Annotated in this window: 14 protein-coding genes and 1 tRNA gene; 6 read left to right on the plus strand and 9 right to left on the minus strand. The window is 36.8% G+C overall.

Translation table 11 applies throughout. From position 1 onward, the window contains the following. Positions 1-13: 13 nt before the first annotated feature. Positions 14-1477, minus strand: coding sequence for a phage terminase large subunit (terL, locus tag AAGD62_RS02940; RefSeq protein ID WP_155968932.1), 1464 nt, complete (start codon positions 1475-1477; stop codon positions 14-16). A gap of 805 nt (positions 1478-2282) precedes the next feature. On the opposite strand from terL, the gene AAGD62_RS02945 reads away from it, so the two are divergent. The 4 genes from AAGD62_RS02945 to lepB all read left to right on the plus strand — a co-directional run bounded on the left by AAGD62_RS02945 (position 2283) and on the right by lepB (position 6094). Next, positions 2283-3308: an extracellular solute-binding protein gene (locus AAGD62_RS02945; RefSeq protein ID WP_095866589.1), complete on the plus strand. Its 1026-nt coding sequence runs from the start codon at positions 2283-2285 to the stop codon at positions 3306-3308. Positions 3309-3511: 203 nt separating this feature from the next. Next, a complete protein-coding gene (locus AAGD62_RS02950) occupies positions 3512-4399 on the plus strand; it encodes an aspartate carbamoyltransferase catalytic subunit (RefSeq protein WP_006280416.1) in 888 nt (295 codons plus the stop codon). 45 nt (positions 4400-4444) lie between these two features. Next, complete coding sequence (locus AAGD62_RS02955) at positions 4445-4576, plus strand: hypothetical protein (protein WP_255317428.1); 132 nt, start codon at positions 4445-4447, stop codon at positions 4574-4576. A 771-nt stretch (positions 4577-5347) separates the two neighbouring features. After that, a complete protein-coding gene (gene lepB / locus AAGD62_RS02960; RefSeq protein WP_155969584.1) occupies positions 5348-6094 on the plus strand; it encodes a signal peptidase I in 747 nt (248 codons plus the stop codon). 7 nt (positions 6095-6101) lie between these two features. Here the strand turns inward: lepB and hscA are convergent, their stop codons facing one another. Genes hscA through iscU form a run of 4 tightly spaced genes read right to left on the minus strand, consistent with a single transcriptional unit; the run spans position 6102 to position 9088 of the window. Further along, complete coding sequence (hscA, locus tag AAGD62_RS02965; protein ID WP_155968930.1) at positions 6102-7850, minus strand: Fe-S protein assembly chaperone HscA; 1749 nt, start codon at positions 7848-7850, stop codon at positions 6102-6104. Next, positions 7828-8286, minus strand: a complete 459-nt coding sequence (locus tag AAGD62_RS02970; protein ID WP_155968928.1) for an iron-sulfur cluster co-chaperone HscB C-terminal domain-containing protein — start codon at positions 8284-8286, stop codon at positions 7828-7830. The genes hscA and AAGD62_RS02970 overlap by 23 nt, the downstream gene beginning before the upstream one ends. Further along, positions 8279-8692 (minus strand): HesB/IscA family protein, encoded by a 414-nt coding sequence (locus tag AAGD62_RS02975; protein WP_155968926.1) that lies wholly within the window; start codon positions 8690-8692, stop codon positions 8279-8281. Before AAGD62_RS02975 ends, AAGD62_RS02970 begins: the two co-directional genes overlap by 8 nt. A 12-nt stretch (positions 8693-8704) precedes the next feature. Next, positions 8705-9088 carry a Fe-S cluster assembly scaffold IscU gene (gene iscU, locus AAGD62_RS02980; RefSeq protein ID WP_151808025.1) on the minus strand — a complete coding sequence of 128 codons (384 nt, stop codon included), beginning with the start codon at positions 9086-9088 and terminating at the stop codon, positions 8705-8707. A 180-nt stretch (positions 9089-9268) separates the two neighbouring features. Between iscU and ftsY the strand changes: the two genes are divergently transcribed. Beyond that, a complete protein-coding gene (gene ftsY / locus AAGD62_RS02985) occupies positions 9269-10180 on the plus strand; it encodes a signal recognition particle-docking protein FtsY (RefSeq protein ID WP_155969582.1) in 912 nt (303 codons plus the stop codon). Here ftsY and radA read toward each other — a convergent pair. From radA to AAGD62_RS03005, 4 genes are all read right to left on the minus strand, one after another. Next, positions 10167-11510, minus strand: coding sequence for a DNA repair protein RadA (gene radA / locus AAGD62_RS02990; protein WP_151808023.1), 1344 nt, complete (start codon positions 11508-11510; stop codon positions 10167-10169). The genes ftsY and radA overlap by 14 nt on opposite strands. Positions 11511-12343: 833 nt before the next feature. Further along, positions 12344-13176 (minus strand): IS5-like element ISWpi1 family transposase gene (locus AAGD62_RS02995; protein WP_341812725.1). Its coding sequence is split into 2 segments (ribosomal slippage): positions 12344-12807 and positions 12807-13176, totalling 834 coding nucleotides; the frame shifts between segments, so codons are not numbered across the junction. 66 nt (positions 13177-13242) lie between these two features. Beyond that, a complete protein-coding gene (locus AAGD62_RS03000) occupies positions 13243-13734 on the minus strand; it encodes a hypothetical protein (RefSeq protein WP_155969024.1) in 492 nt (163 codons plus the stop codon). A 70-nt stretch (positions 13735-13804) separates the two neighbouring features. Then, a tRNA-Leu gene (locus AAGD62_RS03005) sits at positions 13805-13889 on the minus strand. A 62-nt stretch (positions 13890-13951) separates the two neighbouring features. On the opposite strand from AAGD62_RS03005, the gene tldD reads away from it, so the two are divergent. Next, a complete protein-coding gene (gene tldD, locus AAGD62_RS03010) occupies positions 13952-15370 on the plus strand; it encodes a metalloprotease TldD (RefSeq protein ID WP_010962974.1) in 1419 nt (472 codons plus the stop codon). Positions 15371-15448: the final 78 nt, after the last annotated feature.

Here is a 15448-nt window from a genome sequence, read left to right on the forward strand (position 1 = left end):
TGGTAGACTCAAATCACAATGCCCGTAAAGCTGCGACCCTAGAGCTACTATCTCTCACCCACTGCAAATATTGCACGGTACTATCCACTTGATCATCGTGTCGAGTTTCAGGAAACATTAAAGTCTCATACTCAAAATCGTTCAGCCATACTGCTTGGTGCGGCAGAAAAACCTTGCCAGACTCTATAATCGGAACAATTTGATAAAATCGAGTGAGTTTGTCATCATGTGGTACTATTTCGATAATTGGTAAATCACTGTTTGTCTTTAGCTCTTGCACCAATTGCTGACCACTTGTTTTTGCTTCGATTAAAATTGCGTGCGGTGTCCATCTTGCAGCTAGTGACAGAACTTGCTCTTTAAGCTTTGGATACTCAAGCTTTGCGCGATATACATCGAGTAAATAGAATTTATTGCCCACTTTTGTCCAGGTGGTGCAGACGCTAAAGTTGCTCATGTTGCTTGTTGAAACTGCAGTGTCCCAGCTTTGAGTTACATGCGAGAGATTGTCAGGAAAATTTCTATAGCGCTTCAGCCACTCTCGTTTAATTATACCACTTGAAAGTGGCAGAGGGTTTTGTTGATATTGTGCAGCAAAAGCGTAACTTCCAAGTTCAACCTTTATCATCTCAACTTCTTCTTTTCCTCCATCGAGGGGATATAGCAACTGACCTTCTTCTCTTGAGTATAATATTACGGGTGGTGTCATTCTAGCACTTGATGCTGTAATCCAGCTTTTGTACTCATTTGTAGTTACTCGGGTGACAGGAACAAGAAAAGGAGGCGCTGGCTTTTTGATTGAATAGATAATCTCCTTATTTTCAGATATCATCGGTAAACAAGTATGGTTCCATATGTTTTTCGGTTTGGAGAGAAGGTGCCCGGTTAAATCTTCTTGATGTAGCCTATGCATCACAAGAACAATTACTCCTTTTTTTCTATTGTTGAGCCTGGCTACTAAAGTCTGGTCAAACCAATTTGTAGCACGCTTTCTAAACGTTTCACTCAAAGCTTGGGCGGGACTCAGTGGATCATCCACGATGATGAAATCACCACCTTCACCTGTTAACGTCCCTCCAACTGACGTTGCGATTCTGTATCCTCTCTGCACTGTTTGAAATTTGTATTTGGTATTCTGATCTTTGGATAGTTCTACCTCTGGAAACAGCTCTCTATACCAACTAGACTGCATTATGCATCTTGTATCGAGCGAGTGCTTTTCGCTAAGCAGCCGAGAGTAGCTTGCAACTATTATTCTTGCAGTTGGCTGATTTCCCAGTATCCATGCGGGCCACGCAACACTAGCGCACAGGGACTTCATTGAACGCGGAGGCATATTGAATATTATTCGCCTCATTTTGCCAACATTTGCCGCTTCAAGTCTGTCTGCTATGACTTTTATATACTGATAATCATTATACTCACACCCCGGCACCACCGTTTGAAAGCACAGTTCAATGAATTTTAGAAAGTTCATGATATAATGTTGAAACCAACGCGTGACGCTGGGATGACAAAAAAAGGAGCACTGAAGGCTATAGGTGAGACGTTGCGGTATCTCTAGATCCCGCTAACAAGCAGCGGGATACTTAACCATCATCTACACCGTCATACCGCGATTCATTCGCGGTATCTCAGCCGCTAACAAGTAGCGGAATGACAACAATCCTACGTCATACCACCGCGGCGCTAACAAGAGATCCCGCTAACAAGCAGCGGGATGACGGTTGTCGTTTAGCTATAAATATTAAGAAATTTACCAAATAAAAAAAAGGCAAAAGAAGCCCCGTGGTTGGCTAATTACTTACATTATACTTTCAAGTATGGCGTTTTTTTATTCTAAACGCTTAATAACCGCGATTTAGCTGCTTTTTAATGCAACTAACCTTTAGTCATAAATGTTTAAGAAATTTACTAAACAGAAAAAAAGGCAAAAGAAACCCTAGGGTAGCTAATTATTCACTATCCATTTTTTAAGTTGGCGTTTTTTGATGTTTTAAATGCTTTATAAGCGTATTTCAGCTTGTATAGGTAAAAACCTAGAAATTTATAAAGACATAGAGTGCACATAGTGCAAAAAATTAAACATGGGACGCCAGATACGTGAGTTTTTTTGTCATTTAATCTGTACAGAGAAGATAAATAAATAGCTTCAGTTTCATGATAAGGGGACTGGCAAGGCTTGTCAAGCAAGTTTTTATGATTTATCTAACGAACTTTACACTTGCTAAAGTTGTACCATCTTGGTAACTTTAACTGAAAGAAGTTATTTTTTATCCAATATGAAAAAAGCCTTTATATTCACATCCTTAATAGCAATTATATTGATAGTTATTACTTATTTATACAGAAACGACGGAACTAATGACTCACAAGTGGTAAATGTTTATTCATCGCGCAAAGAAGAATTAGTACGTACTTTGTTTGATGAATTCACGAAAAATACAGGTATTAAAGTACGTTACATCATTGATGATTATTCTCAGCTACTTTCACGAATGGAAAACGGTGGTGAAGCTGACTTATTTTTGACTGCTGATGCAATCAACTTAATTCTAGCAAAAAAAAGAGGACTTTTATCTCAAGTAGATTCAGAGGTTTTAAAAAGTGTTATACCTGCAAGATTTAGAGACAGTGAAGATTATTGGTTTGGTCTTACAAAAAGAGCTAGGATATTGGTTTACAATAAAGAGTCAGTAGACCCTAAGGACTTAAGTACTTATGAAGATTTAGCAAATGAAAAATGGAAAGGAAAAATATTAGTGCGTTCTTCTACAAGTCCATATAACAGATCGTTAATTGCTTTTATGATTGCAAATAATGGTTTTGAAAAGACGAAAGAATGGGTAAGCGGAATTGTGAGCAATATGGCAAGAAAACCAAGTGGTGGTGATACTGATCAAATTTACGCCGTAGCAGCGGGTGAGGGAGATGTTGCAATAGTAAACAGCTACTACTTTGCGAGAATTCTTTTATCAGAAAATAAAAAGAATGTTGCAGACAAGCTAGGGGCTTTTTTTCCTAATCGCAACGATCACGGTGTAATGGTAAACATCAGTGGTGCAGCAGTAACAAAAAACGCAAAAAACAGGGAAAATGCTATAGTCTTATTGGAATTTTTAGTAAGCAAGCAGGCTCAAGAGTTATACGCTAAAAAAAACCAAGAATATCCTATTATTGAAGGCGTTGAAACTTCCGATATACTAAAATCTTGGGGAAATTATTCACAAAGTGATTTGCCTCTAAGTGAACTTGAGAAGCATCTTTTTGAGGCTGTTATGATAGCGGATGAGTGTAAGTGGAAGTAATCCCCAGCGCCACTAAACATTGGGATGAAAGATTTATGCTAATATACCTTACTCTTGACTCGCTGAACTTTTTCTTCCTTCTAACTTAATTTTGACTTTACTATCTTTTTCCGTTCTTTCACCAAAACAATTGCTGCACAAGAAGTCTATTGAAAAAAGGTAATAAGAAAGTAGAATAGGTTCAAGTAGTTGAAAAGGAAACTATGAACAAGAGAAGGAATTTGTTAAACATCTCAGACCTTACAGTCGATGATGTAGAAAATATAACTAAGTTGGCCAACCAGTACCTTAAAAAAGAAGTTGCAAATAGTCATATCTTGGAAAATAAGACAGTAATAAATTTATTCTTTGAAGATTCAACGCGTACACTTGCGTCTTTTGAAATAGCAGCAAAAAGCCTTGGAGCAAATGTTGTAACTTTGCCAATAAGATCTTCTTCTATTAACAAGGGAGAAGATCTAAAAGACATGATCAAAACATTAAATGCAATGAATCCTGATTACATAATAATCAGGCATAAAAGTAGTGGTATCATTAATACACTGGCAAAGTATGTTAACTGCTCGCTAATCAATGCAGGCGATGGAAGTAGTGAACATCCAACTCAAGCTCTTGCAGACTATCTTGTAATCAGCAATCACAAAAAGCAAATAAAGGACCTCAAAGTTGTGATATGTGGAGATATTCTGCACAGTAGAGTTGCAAGATCAAATATAAGATTGCTAAAAATGTTTGGAGCAGAGATAAACTTGGTCGCACCACCAACTTTGATTTGTAAGCATTTTCCTGAAGTAGATTCAGTCCATTATTCATTAATTGAAGGTATAAAGGATGCTGACGTAATTATGCTTTTGAGATTGCAGAAAGAGCGCATGAATAATAGTTCTTCAGAGAAAGAATATTTTTATTTGTATGGACTTGATTCACAAAAGCTATCATACGCAAAACCAGATGCGATTGTTATGCACCCAGGGCCAATAAACAGAGGGATTGAGATTAGCAGCGATGTAGCAGATTGTGTTATTTTACAGCAAGTAGAATTTGGATTGGCAATACGTAAGGCAGTGTTGCACTATTATAGGCCTTGCTAATATTAAAAGATGCTACACAACTAATGCAAAAAGGGGGGGCATGAAATGACAAGGCTTGTAAATGGTTTGAGAATGGCCATTAAGATGTTAAGGCCGAGGATATGGTGTGGAAGTTTTTACGAAAGCCTGAAGTCAATCAACAACCTTGCAGAACGGCAAATTAGACGGCTATCGTAAAAACAGCTTTTTCACCTGGTCGGAACATGGAGAAAGATTTGTGGAAAGAATGTTGTCGATATTTTTGACATCACGTCTCAATGGCCAAAATCCCTTCCAAAAGTTACGACTGCTTAGTTCTTTATTCATTCTCACAATCCGTGAACGGTTACAACCTGGATTCCAGTGGGCTTTGTTGCATCGCTAGCTATGATGGATTAAAGATAAAAAAGATAGGGAATATCAGTAGCTTATTATTCTGGTATTTATAACAAGAACGGTCAATGAATACCTAAATTTGAGTAAAAGAAATTTCACTACCATTTACCAATCCGGCTAAAATTCAAGAATTTCAATGCTTTAGCTATTTTCAATAGAATTAAATTTATTAATATAAATAACAAATTACTATTCTTAAATTTGATCAGATTGATTGCAAAAAAACAAGATTTTCAATAGGTTGCTTATAATCCTAACTATAGTTAGCCTTTCATAAGTAGCGATGCAACAAAGCCATTCCAGTGTCAGCTACTTTCATAACACCATATTACCTTAACAAAAGCAAATGTTCGTACAGATGTGCATCAGCTACTTTCATCTGCCACCTGCAAATTGCAATGTTCGTACAGTTATGTGTCAGCTACTTGGATGACACCGTTGAAAGAAATGAACCGCCTTTTCAAAATTGTTTTGAATAGAGGAATAACATTCACAAGTAAAATTTCATATTACCATTTTTTAATTTATGTATTATAATAAGCTTAATCTATAAGAAAAACAAAGTTGGAAAAGTTGGAAGAACTAAGCAAAAACTGGGTGATAAGAACGGGAAGATTTTTATCTTCATTGTTTTTTTTACTGTTGATTGCGCTGTCAATACGTAGTTTTTTATTCGAGCCATTTCATATACCTTCTGGTTCAATGAAAAGCACCCTACTTGAAGGGGATTACATTTTTACTAGTAAATATTCATACGGTTACAGTAAACACTCATTTCCATTTTCTCCAAACATTTTTAGCGGCAGGATTTTTTATACCCCTCCAAAGCGTGGCGACATAGTAGTTTTCAAACCCACAAGAAATGACAGCATCAGGTTTGTTAAGCGAGTAATAGGAACACCAGGTGACAAAGTGCAAATGATAGAGGGAGAATTATACCTAAATGATCAGAAAGTAGAGCGAAGGCAAATTGAAAGTTTTTTTGATTATGAGTCAAATCGTAACATACCAAGATATATAGAAACGCTTTTAAGTGGCAAGGAACATGAGATTTTGGTAGATGACATTTCTAATAAGCTATCATATAACACTCCGGTTTATTATGTACCTAACGATCAATTTTTCGTTATGGGAGACAATAGAAATAATTCTTTAGATAGCAGGTTTCCTGAAGTTGGTTTTGTACCAATGGAAAATATCATTGGGCGTGTAAGCATAGTTGGTTTATCATTTAAATTAGAAAAGGTCGATTGGTTACCATTTAATTTCAGGTTACCTGTTGCTTTGAGATTAAATAGGGTATTGCACAAGGTTGTGTAAGCTTTTTCTACCTATTTGTTAATTCACACAACTCTAAAGAAGAATTTTCTAACTCGGCGATAGTGTTGTTAATTTCATTCAAGTCATTGCCTTGTAAAGCTTTTTTTGCATTTTGTAATAGGTTTTTCAACTTTTGATCAGTGGAAAAGTTATTATTGTTTTCAACCAAGTGTATGAGTTTATTTCCATTAATTTTAGCGCCTGCAAGGGAACGAGCCTTCATATCTTCATCAAAGCTGTTTATTGACTGGTTAACCATATTTTGAATATCGGCTTCACTTAAGCCAAAACTTGAATTTACTTCAACTGTCTGCTCGATTCTGGTGGTTTTTTCTCTTGCAGTAACAGTCAATATTCCGTCAACGTTAACTGTAAATTCTATTTCAACTCTTGCAGAACCTGCAGGCAGTAGCGGTATACCTTTCAGTTCAAACTGCGCTAGAGATTTGTTATCCTCTATCATTTCACGTTCTCCCTGACAAACGTGAATTTTCATTGCTGTTTGCCCATCAACATAAGTTGTAAACTCTTTTATCTCTGAAACTGGTAGTGGCGTATTTCTTGGTATGATTTTTTCAACTATACCTCCCATAGTTTCTATGCCAAGTGATAAAGGTAGAACATCCAGGAGAATATTCCTATCTTTTGAGCTCGAAGTTAAATCATGAGCCTGCAGAGCTGCCCCAATGGCAACTGCTTTATCTGGATCCACGTCATTTAGTACTTTATTTCCAAAGAGTTTGACTAGTGAATTTTGAACCAATGGTGTTCTAGTTGCACCACCAACTAAAATTACTCCTTTTATATTATCAATTTTAAGATCTATGTTGCTTATAGTACGAGTGACTATATTGATAGTCTTATTGACCAAAGAACTGATTGCCTGCTCGAATTCTTCTCTGGTAATTTCGCACTCAAATGGCTTGCCGTTAACATTAAATTCAAAGATACCTATAGTGTGATTGCTTAGGTACTCTTTCACAGAGCGTGATTCGATAAGTAAGGAATTTAGTTGCTTAGCCGTCTTTTCTCTATACTTATCAATCACAATTGAACTCAGCAAATGATCAAAATCATCACCGCCGAGTTTGGTGTCACCACCAACCGCAAGGACTTGAAACACTCCTTGATGCAATTTCAATATCGAAATATCAAATGTTCCACCACCAAGGTCATAAACTGCATATATTCCACTGCTATTGTTCTTTTCAATGGAGTAAGAAAGCGCTGCAGCGGTTGGCTCGTTAACGAGGCGAAGAACTTCTATTCCAGCTAATTTTGCCGCATATTTAGTTGCGTTACGTGCTGAATCATCAAAGTAAGCTGGCACAGTAATCACTGCTTTTTTTACTTCCAGTCCCTTAGACTTTTTTACCCTCTCACATAAAGCTTTTAATATCTCAGCAGAAATCTCAACAGGAGTCAGATACTTTTCCTCTGCGCATTTTATTCTAATAACTTTTTCGCTTTCATGATCTATTTCAAAATTGAGGCCTTCTTTATTTAATTCTTCAACACTTTTACCCATTAAACGCTTTATTGAGTAGATTGCATTTTGACCGACATCGTAGCCAGTTTTCAATGTATTATTTTCATATGAAAGAGCAGAAGGCAGCAGTTCTCTTCCTTGTTCATCTTTAAATATCTCCACGTTACCAGCTTTATTTACCATAGCAATCAAAGAATTGGTAGTGCCAAGGTCTATACCAAAAACTACTTCACTTGAATTTGGTTCAGAAATTTGAATTGGTTGCATTCTTTTTCACCTCCTCAAATGACTTATATAAATATTTCAATCTTAAGACTTGTGTAGCAGCTCCATCAAAATTCTTTACAGCAAAAGTGTTAATTAGGTTTTTAACGCAATCTTTTATTTTTTCATCAACCATCCTGCTTGCAAATTGTAGATCGTCGCAGTCCAGCAAATACTCTCTTATTTCCATTGATTCACTTAATATTTCAGAATTTAAGTGGTCCTTTTGGCTTTTCACATCAAAAAAATCCAGCAAATGCTCAGCACGTTTTAGCGGTGACTTTAGTATCTGATAAGCTCTGTTAATATTTTCCATGTTTTGGGACTGTCTTTCATTTATATCAGTCCTGCTTAGCTCGATATATTTTTTCTCTAACTCATCAAAGCTGATATTGAAAGCTGGTTCAATTTCAAACAATGCAAAATAGTTGCTAGACATGAAAACTCTCTCCACAACCACATTTTCCTTTCTCATTAGGATTTTTGAAAACAAAACCCGATGAAAATTTTTCTTCTACATAATCCATTTCAGAGCCAAGAATAAACATGACGGATTTTGGGTCGATCAACACTTTAACTTTTTGGCCATCACTACAGTTTTCTTCAATTACCGACTCTAAAGGACGAGTATCATATGCATATTCAATATCATATTTTAAACCAGAACATCCTTTTTGCTTAATTAGCACTCTTATTCCTATTGCTTCTTCTGATTTCTCAAGGTTAGCATGCTTTTTTTGATTTAATAAATACCTTATCCTTTCTACTGCTTCCGCAGTTATAGTGATAAGTTTTTTATTCTTTTTTACAGTTTCACCTCCGCCTACTTCTTGATATTCACCCATGTTCGTAGCTTCTTAATTCTTTTGTTTACTTTGATAGTCATGAATAGCAGCCTTTATAGCATCTTCAGCAAGTACCGAACAGTGTATCTTCACTGGAGGTAAAGACAACTCTTCCACTATTTGAGTATTCTTTATCTGTGTAACGTCACTGATGGTTCTTCCCTTTATCATCTCTGTTAACAAGGAACTTGAAGCAATGGCAGAACCACAACCAAAAGTTTTAAATTTTGCATCTTCAATAACACCTTTGTCATTGACCTTTATCTGCAATTTCATTACATCACCGCACGATGGTGCACCAACTAGACCAGTGCCAACACTTGGATCATTTTTATCCAGAGAGCCAACATTCCTTGGATTTTCGTAATGATCTAAAATTTTCTCATTATAACTCATAAAATTACCTGTGAACCGCTATTCTACATTATAACATATTTAGGTTAAAAACTAAAGTAAAATACACTAGCAAACGGTATATTTTACTCACAGAATAACACAAAAGTGAGTGTATTTAACTTTACAAATACACGCAGTGCATGTCATTCTTTATATTGTAATTTTAAAAGGAGCATTCCCTTGAGTTTATTTGGTAATCTTTATAAAGGCCTGTTAAAAACTTCTTCTCGCTTTAGCGACGGAGTGAAAAGTATTTTCTCTGGCAAAAAAAAATTAGACCAGTCGCTTTTAGACGAGCTAGAAGAATTGCTAATTAGCATGGACATTGGTCATAAAACTTCTAAGTTGATTATCGATAGGCTCACAAGCATCAAGTTTGACAAGGAAGTTGAACATAATATTATCTCGCAGCAGTTAATGAACGAAATAGAAGCTATATTGAGCCCAGTTGTACAGCCGTTAATTTTAAATAAAAAACCACATATAATAATGGTATGCGGAGTAAACGGTAACGGTAAAACCACAACTATAGGTAAGCTTGCATATAAATATAAGGAAATGGGAAAATCCGTTATGCTTGTTGCATGCGACACATTTAGAGCTGCTGCTAGTGAGCAATTAAACATTTGGGCAGAACGTTCTGATTGCTTGATTGTTACTGGAGAGTACGGTAGCGACTCTGCAAGTGTGGCATATAGAGCTGTAAGTCAAGCTATAAAGGATAACGTTGATGTTGTTCTAATTGACACAGCAGGAAGGCTGCAAAATAATGTGAACCTTATGGAGGAGTTATCAAAAATATATAGAACGATAAAGAAATTGGATGATACTGCCCCTCATGACGTTATTTTAGTTCTTGATGCAACTACCGGCCAAAATGCTTATAGCCAATTAGAAGCATTTAGCAAAATGGTTAATGTTACCGGGCTAATCGTAACAAAGTTAGATGGCACTGCTAAGGGCGGAGTGGTAATTGGACTTGCAGAAGCTTATAAGATAAAGTTACATGCTATAGGAATTGGCGAAAATATAGAGGACTTAAGGGAGTTTACTAGCAAAGAATTTGCTGAAGCGTTATTTAATTGTAATTAAAAATTTCTCTTAATTCCCTTACGTGACCAAGCTTAATTATCTCAATATCGTGAGAAGAGTAATTACCATTTTTAGGCATAATTGCTTTTTTGAATCCTAACTTTTGTGCTTCTTTTAGTCTGAGATCAGCATGCGAGACATTCCTAATTTCTCCTGAAAGTGCAACTTCACCGCAGATTATTGAAGAAGTTGGCAGCGGTAAATTTACTACACTTGAAATAAGGGAAGCAGCAACAGCAAGATCAGCCGATGGTTCCTGTATTTTGAGTCCCCCTGCAATGTTTAGGTATACCTCTTTATCATGCAAAAACATTTTGCAACGAGCATTTAGCACTGCGATGATCATAGCCAATCTATTAATATCCCACCCAACTACTGCCCTTCTTGGGGTTGCCATATTAGTCCCTGCTATTAATGCTTGCACTTCCATTAAAATTGGTCTTGAACCTTCAATTCCTGCAAATACGGCGCTGCCAACTACTTCTCTGTCATGGGCCATCAGAAACAATGATGATGGGTTATCAACAGGCACAAGTCCTGCTTCAGACATCTCAAAAACACCAATTTCATTTGCAGGGCCAAATCTATTTTTAATAGTGCGTAAAATGCGGTATTGATTGCTATTTTCACCTTCAAAATATAATACCGTATCCACCATATGCTCCAAAGTTTTAGGTCCAGCTATTTGTCCATCCTTAGTTATATGACCAACTATTAAGAGAGAAATACCATATTGTTTCGCAAGAATGGTTAATTCATGAGCGCAAGTGCGGACCTGAGTTACAGTTCCTGGTGCTGATGTAATTCTGCTATCATACATTGTTTGTATAGAGTCAATTACTAAGAATTTAATACTTTTGTTTTCCTTTATTGTTGCTACTACATCAGTTAAAGACACTGTAGACAAAAGCTTAATTTTAGGTTCATTTATCTTAAGACGCTTTGCTCTGAGACTCACTTGCTCTAAAGATTCCTCGCCAGATACATAAAGACATTCAAAAGAGGAAAGTTGCACAACATTAGCTGCAATTCTAAGCAAAAGGGTGGATTTCCCAATTCCAGGTTCGCCACCAATTAAAATGCTAGCACCTTGAACGATACCCCCACCAAAAACTCTATCTAATTCTTCTATTCCTGTTAAAAAACGACTTGGAGTGATAATTTCGCTACCCGATAACGTCTTTATTAAAATTGGTGCAGATATACTTCTTTTGCCCGTTTTTACTGCTATTTCCTCAACAATTGTATCCCAATTGTCACATGCGATGCACTTCCCTACCCACCTACCAGTGCTGTGACCACAGGATTGACATACATATACAGTTTTCATCAAAGCCAAAATTATCTTGTTGTAATTGTAATAAAAATTAGCTGAATATGCGAAGTAAATCTATAGCTAACCCAAGAAAGGGTTCCCTATGTCATACCGCGATTCATTCGCGGTATCTCAAAGCATAGATCCCGCTAACACGTAGCGGGATGACGAGGTCATGCCACCGCGCGAACCGTCATACCGTCACGGTATCTCTAGATCCCGCTAACACGTAGGGGAATGACGAGGTCATGCCGCCGCAAACCGTCATACCGCCGCGGTATCTCTTAGCCGCTAACACGTAGCGGGATGACGGTTGTCGTTTAGCTACAAACGTTAAGAAATTTACCAAATGAAAAAAAAGGCAAAAGAAGCCCTGGGGTTATTATCCGCTTTAAAATATTGGCGTTTTTTATGTTTTAAACGCTTGACAAGCAAGATTAAGCTGCTTTTAATTGCAACTAACTTACGCTGCAAATGTTTAAGAAGTTTACTAAGCAGAAAAAAAGACAAAGAATCCCCGAGTTAGCTAGTCTTTTACTATCTCTGTCGAGTATTGGCATTTTTTGATGTCTTGTAACGCTTTATAAGCGCGTTCAGCTTATTTAGATAAAAATCTAGATGTAGATGAAGTTTTGTAAAGACATACAGTATCTATATACTGCAAAAAATTGAACATAAGACGCCGATACATTAAGTAATCCTTACCTTTTAATCTGCAGATTGGCGAAAGCAAATACAATAGCTTCAGTTTCATGATAAGGGCGCTGGCGGAGTTTGTCAAGTAAGTTTTTTGTTTCTATTCCCAATGTTATATGGTTATGTAAGAGGTTGTCCGGAAACTAGTAAATTCAAGCATATTCCCTCTTTAACATAACCCTACTCATAGCTAGGTATATGAAATTCTCAGTGGATGTTGTGAGTAAATCATACTCCTTCGATAGCCTTCTATTCCTATTAACCCAAGCAAAAGTCCTTTCTACAACCCATCTTCTTGGCTGTACTTTAAACCCTTGTTCTCTTGTTGGTAGTAGCTCAGGTGGCGTATCTTTGTGCACCCAAAATCTACATGGAGGCCTTTTAACAATTTCAATATCTATGTCATATTCTTCCTTTATGTGATTCTTTAAATTTCTTCCTTGGTATCCCATGTCAGCCCACATTTTTTTAACTTTAGTATATTTTGTTCTCATATTGTTTAATGCTATTTTAATACCATCTCTATCATTTTCGTTAGCAGCGCCTACGTAACAACCTAGTATAAAACCCTGAGTGTCTGTAATTATATGCCTTTTTCTACCCTTTACTTTTTTACTTCCATCATAGCCTTTGATCCTCCCTTTTCTGTAGTCTTTACAGATTGACTATCTACTATACAGGCACTCGGCTGCTCATTCCTTCCTATTTTTCTTCTACTATATTTTGTAATTTCATAATTCATTTTCTCAAAAATTCCCTGCTTCTTCCATTGCCTGAACTGCTCATACACAGTCTTCCATAGCGGAAAATCATTTGGTAAATACCGCCATTGACACCCTGTACGCAATACATAGAAAATTGCTTCTAATATTTCTCTTTTGCTATACTTTGGCGGCCTTCCTCCTTTCTTGTATGATACTCTGAAGTGTCTTTCTATTCTTGCCCATTCCCTTTCGCTTAGATCTGTTGGATACTTTTTTCTCATCTTTACCCTGTACTAAAATTTCAGATATTATAGCCTTTTACTTATTTCCGGACAACCTCTTAATACTTAAGCTGCTTTTGCAGTTAGGGAGTGGTCATCAGTAGGTTTTTTTGCCTGTGGTTCGCTAATCCTAGTCCGAACGATATTAGTTGCCATAAAGGCACAGCCTAGAATAAAAAAGGCAGTGGAAACAAAAGGAATGATAGGAGATTCAAAGGGCAATATAGGTGTAATTCCTCCTATTAAAAACAAAACGTTAGATGTAATATCAAGACAGATCTTCGTTAGTTTTTCTTGTCCAGGAGTGTTTTCTACACCAAGCTGCTTATTAAGATCACGCTGCCTAAAATGATCAGCTAATGACCATATGTTTAAGGTAGATGAAAGTACACTTAATATAGTGCAGGCAATACTAAAATACAGACTTAAGACAGGAATATTCAAGACCAATGCCGCTGTGTATCCAATGAAAGAGATAGTAGATAGTGTAGTAACTAAGCGTTTCGAGTAAGTTCGTACCTTCTTTCTGCAGGCTAACTTATTTTTTTCACTATACATAGCATGAATATTACCTAATATGTTATATTATAACATTAATTAATTCAATAAGCAATATGGAAGCTAAGAGTGCCCGAGAGAAGACTTGAACTTCCACAACTTAAAAAGTTACTAGCACCTGAAGCTAGCGCGTCTACCAATTCCGCCACCCGGGCTTTTTATAGTTTACTATGTTAAAGTTAAATAATATACTTAAACAATTTTTAGTTCAAAGGTAATGCCAAATCTAGATCAAATATTTTTTGCTCAAAACAATGTTAATATTAATAACGTATATAAAATAGTCAATAACGCTTTGAGCAATAGCGATGGTGGTGAGCTGTTTCTAGAATTTTGCCAGTCGGAGTCCCTGGTTTTTGAGGATAACATATTAAAACACATGGACTTGAATACTAGAAGGGGATTTGGTTTAAGGTCTTTTTGTGAAGATAGTACATCTTTCGTTTGTTCTTCTGAGATCAGCGAAAAAGAAATTAGTAATGCTGCTTCTATGGTAAAAAGCTCAGTGTCTTTAAACAAGACAAATTCAATAAATTTAAACGAAGAGACAAAAAGCCTATATTCGAGGATTAACCCTATAAATGAAATGGATCTGAATTCAAAGATTAAGCTACTCAATGAGGTTAATGAGTATGTAAGGTCCAAAAATAACTGCGTGAAGCAAGTAAAAATAACTCTAAGTGGAGAATGGCAAGTTGTACAAATAATAAAGGGTGATCACAGATTAAGCGATATCAGGCCTCTGGTACGTTTTAATGTGCTAGTCATTGTAGAAAAAGATGGCCGTACCGAAAGAGGTTCTGCAGGGCATGGTGGAAGGGACTCTTATAGTAAGTTTATTTCTGAGAAAAAGTGGAAAGAAGTTGCAAACCAAGCGTTAGAACAAGCACTGGTAAATCTTGAAGCAATTCCAACTCCAGCCGGAGAAATGACAGTCGTTTTAGGTCCAGGCTGGCCAGGAATATTGTTACACGAAGCCGTGGGTCATGGACTTGAGGGCGACTTCAATCGCAAAAAAGTCTCAGCATTTTCAAATTCTGTGGGTAAACAAGTAGCAGCTAGTGACATCACAGTAGTTGATGACGGAACTCTGCCCAATTTGCGCGGCTCTATCAGCGTAGACGATGAAGGCACTCCACCCAGTTATAATATATTGATAGAGGATGGGATCCTAAAAGGATACATGCAGGATCATATGAACGCTAAACTCATGGGTGTAAGCCCAACTGGTAATGGTAGAAGAGAAAGTTATAAAGAAGTTATTATGCCGCGCATGACAAACACCTATATGTTGCCCGGAAAGTATACACCGAAGGAAATAATATCTAGCGTAAAGAAAGGTCTATATGCAGTAAATTTCGGTGGTGGGCAGGTTGATATAACGTCAGGAAAATTTGTTTTTTCATCTTCGGAAGCTTACCTAATAGAAAATGGCAAAATTACACAGCCAGTAAAAGGAGCAACACTAATTGGTGACGGTCCAACAGTGTTGAAAAAAGTATCTATGGTTGGTAATGACTTAAAGTTAGATCCTGGTGTTGGCACATGCTCGAAAGATGGACAAAATGTGCCCGTTGGAGTTGGTCAGCCGACACTCAAAGTCGACGCAATAACTGTTGGTGGAACTGAGATATAGATAAGGGCTAAAACGGATTCCAGCGCACGGCGCACAGCTGTACAAACATTATGATTTGGAAGCAATTGCCACCAATAG

Source organism: Wolbachia endosymbiont (group A) of Eristalinus aeneus (assembly GCF_964026915.1).
Lineage (GTDB): Bacteria > Pseudomonadota > Alphaproteobacteria > Rickettsiales > Anaplasmataceae > Wolbachia > Wolbachia pipientis.

Bases quoted from the DNA above. Each gene is read 5' to 3' on its own strand.
- terL (WP_155968932.1), bottom strand. From the start codon at position 1,477: ATGAACTTTCTAAAATTCATTGAACTGTGCTTTCAAACGGTGGTGCCG.
- AAGD62_RS02945 (WP_095866589.1), top strand. From the start codon at position 2,283: ATGAAAAAAGCCTTTATATTCACATCCTTAATAGCAATTATATTGATA.
- AAGD62_RS02950 (WP_006280416.1), top strand. From the start codon at position 3,512: ATGAACAAGAGAAGGAATTTGTTAAACATCTCAGACCTTACAGTCGAT.
- AAGD62_RS02955 (WP_255317428.1), top strand. From the start codon at position 4,445: ATGACAAGGCTTGTAAATGGTTTGAGAATGGCCATTAAGATGTTAAGG.
- hscA (WP_155968930.1), bottom strand. From the start codon at position 7,850: ATGCAACCAATTCAAATTTCTGAACCAAATTCAAGTGAAGTAGTTTTT.
- AAGD62_RS02970 (WP_155968928.1), bottom strand. From the start codon at position 8,286: ATGTCTAGCAACTATTTTGCATTGTTTGAAATTGAACCAGCTTTCAAT.
- AAGD62_RS02975 (WP_155968926.1), bottom strand. From the start codon at position 8,692: ATGGGTGAATATCAAGAAGTAGGCGGAGGTGAAACTGTAAAAAAGAAT.
- iscU (WP_151808025.1), bottom strand. From the start codon at position 9,088: ATGAGTTATAATGAGAAAATTTTAGATCATTACGAAAATCCAAGGAAT.
- radA (WP_151808023.1), bottom strand. From the start codon at position 11,510: ATGAAAACTGTATATGTATGTCAATCCTGTGGTCACAGCACTGGTAGG.
- AAGD62_RS03000 (WP_155969024.1), bottom strand. From the start codon at position 13,734: ATGTATAGTGAAAAAAATAAGTTAGCCTGCAGAAAGAAGGTACGAACT.
- tldD (WP_010962974.1), top strand. From the start codon at position 13,952: ATGCCAAATCTAGATCAAATATTTTTTGCTCAAAACAATGTTAATATT.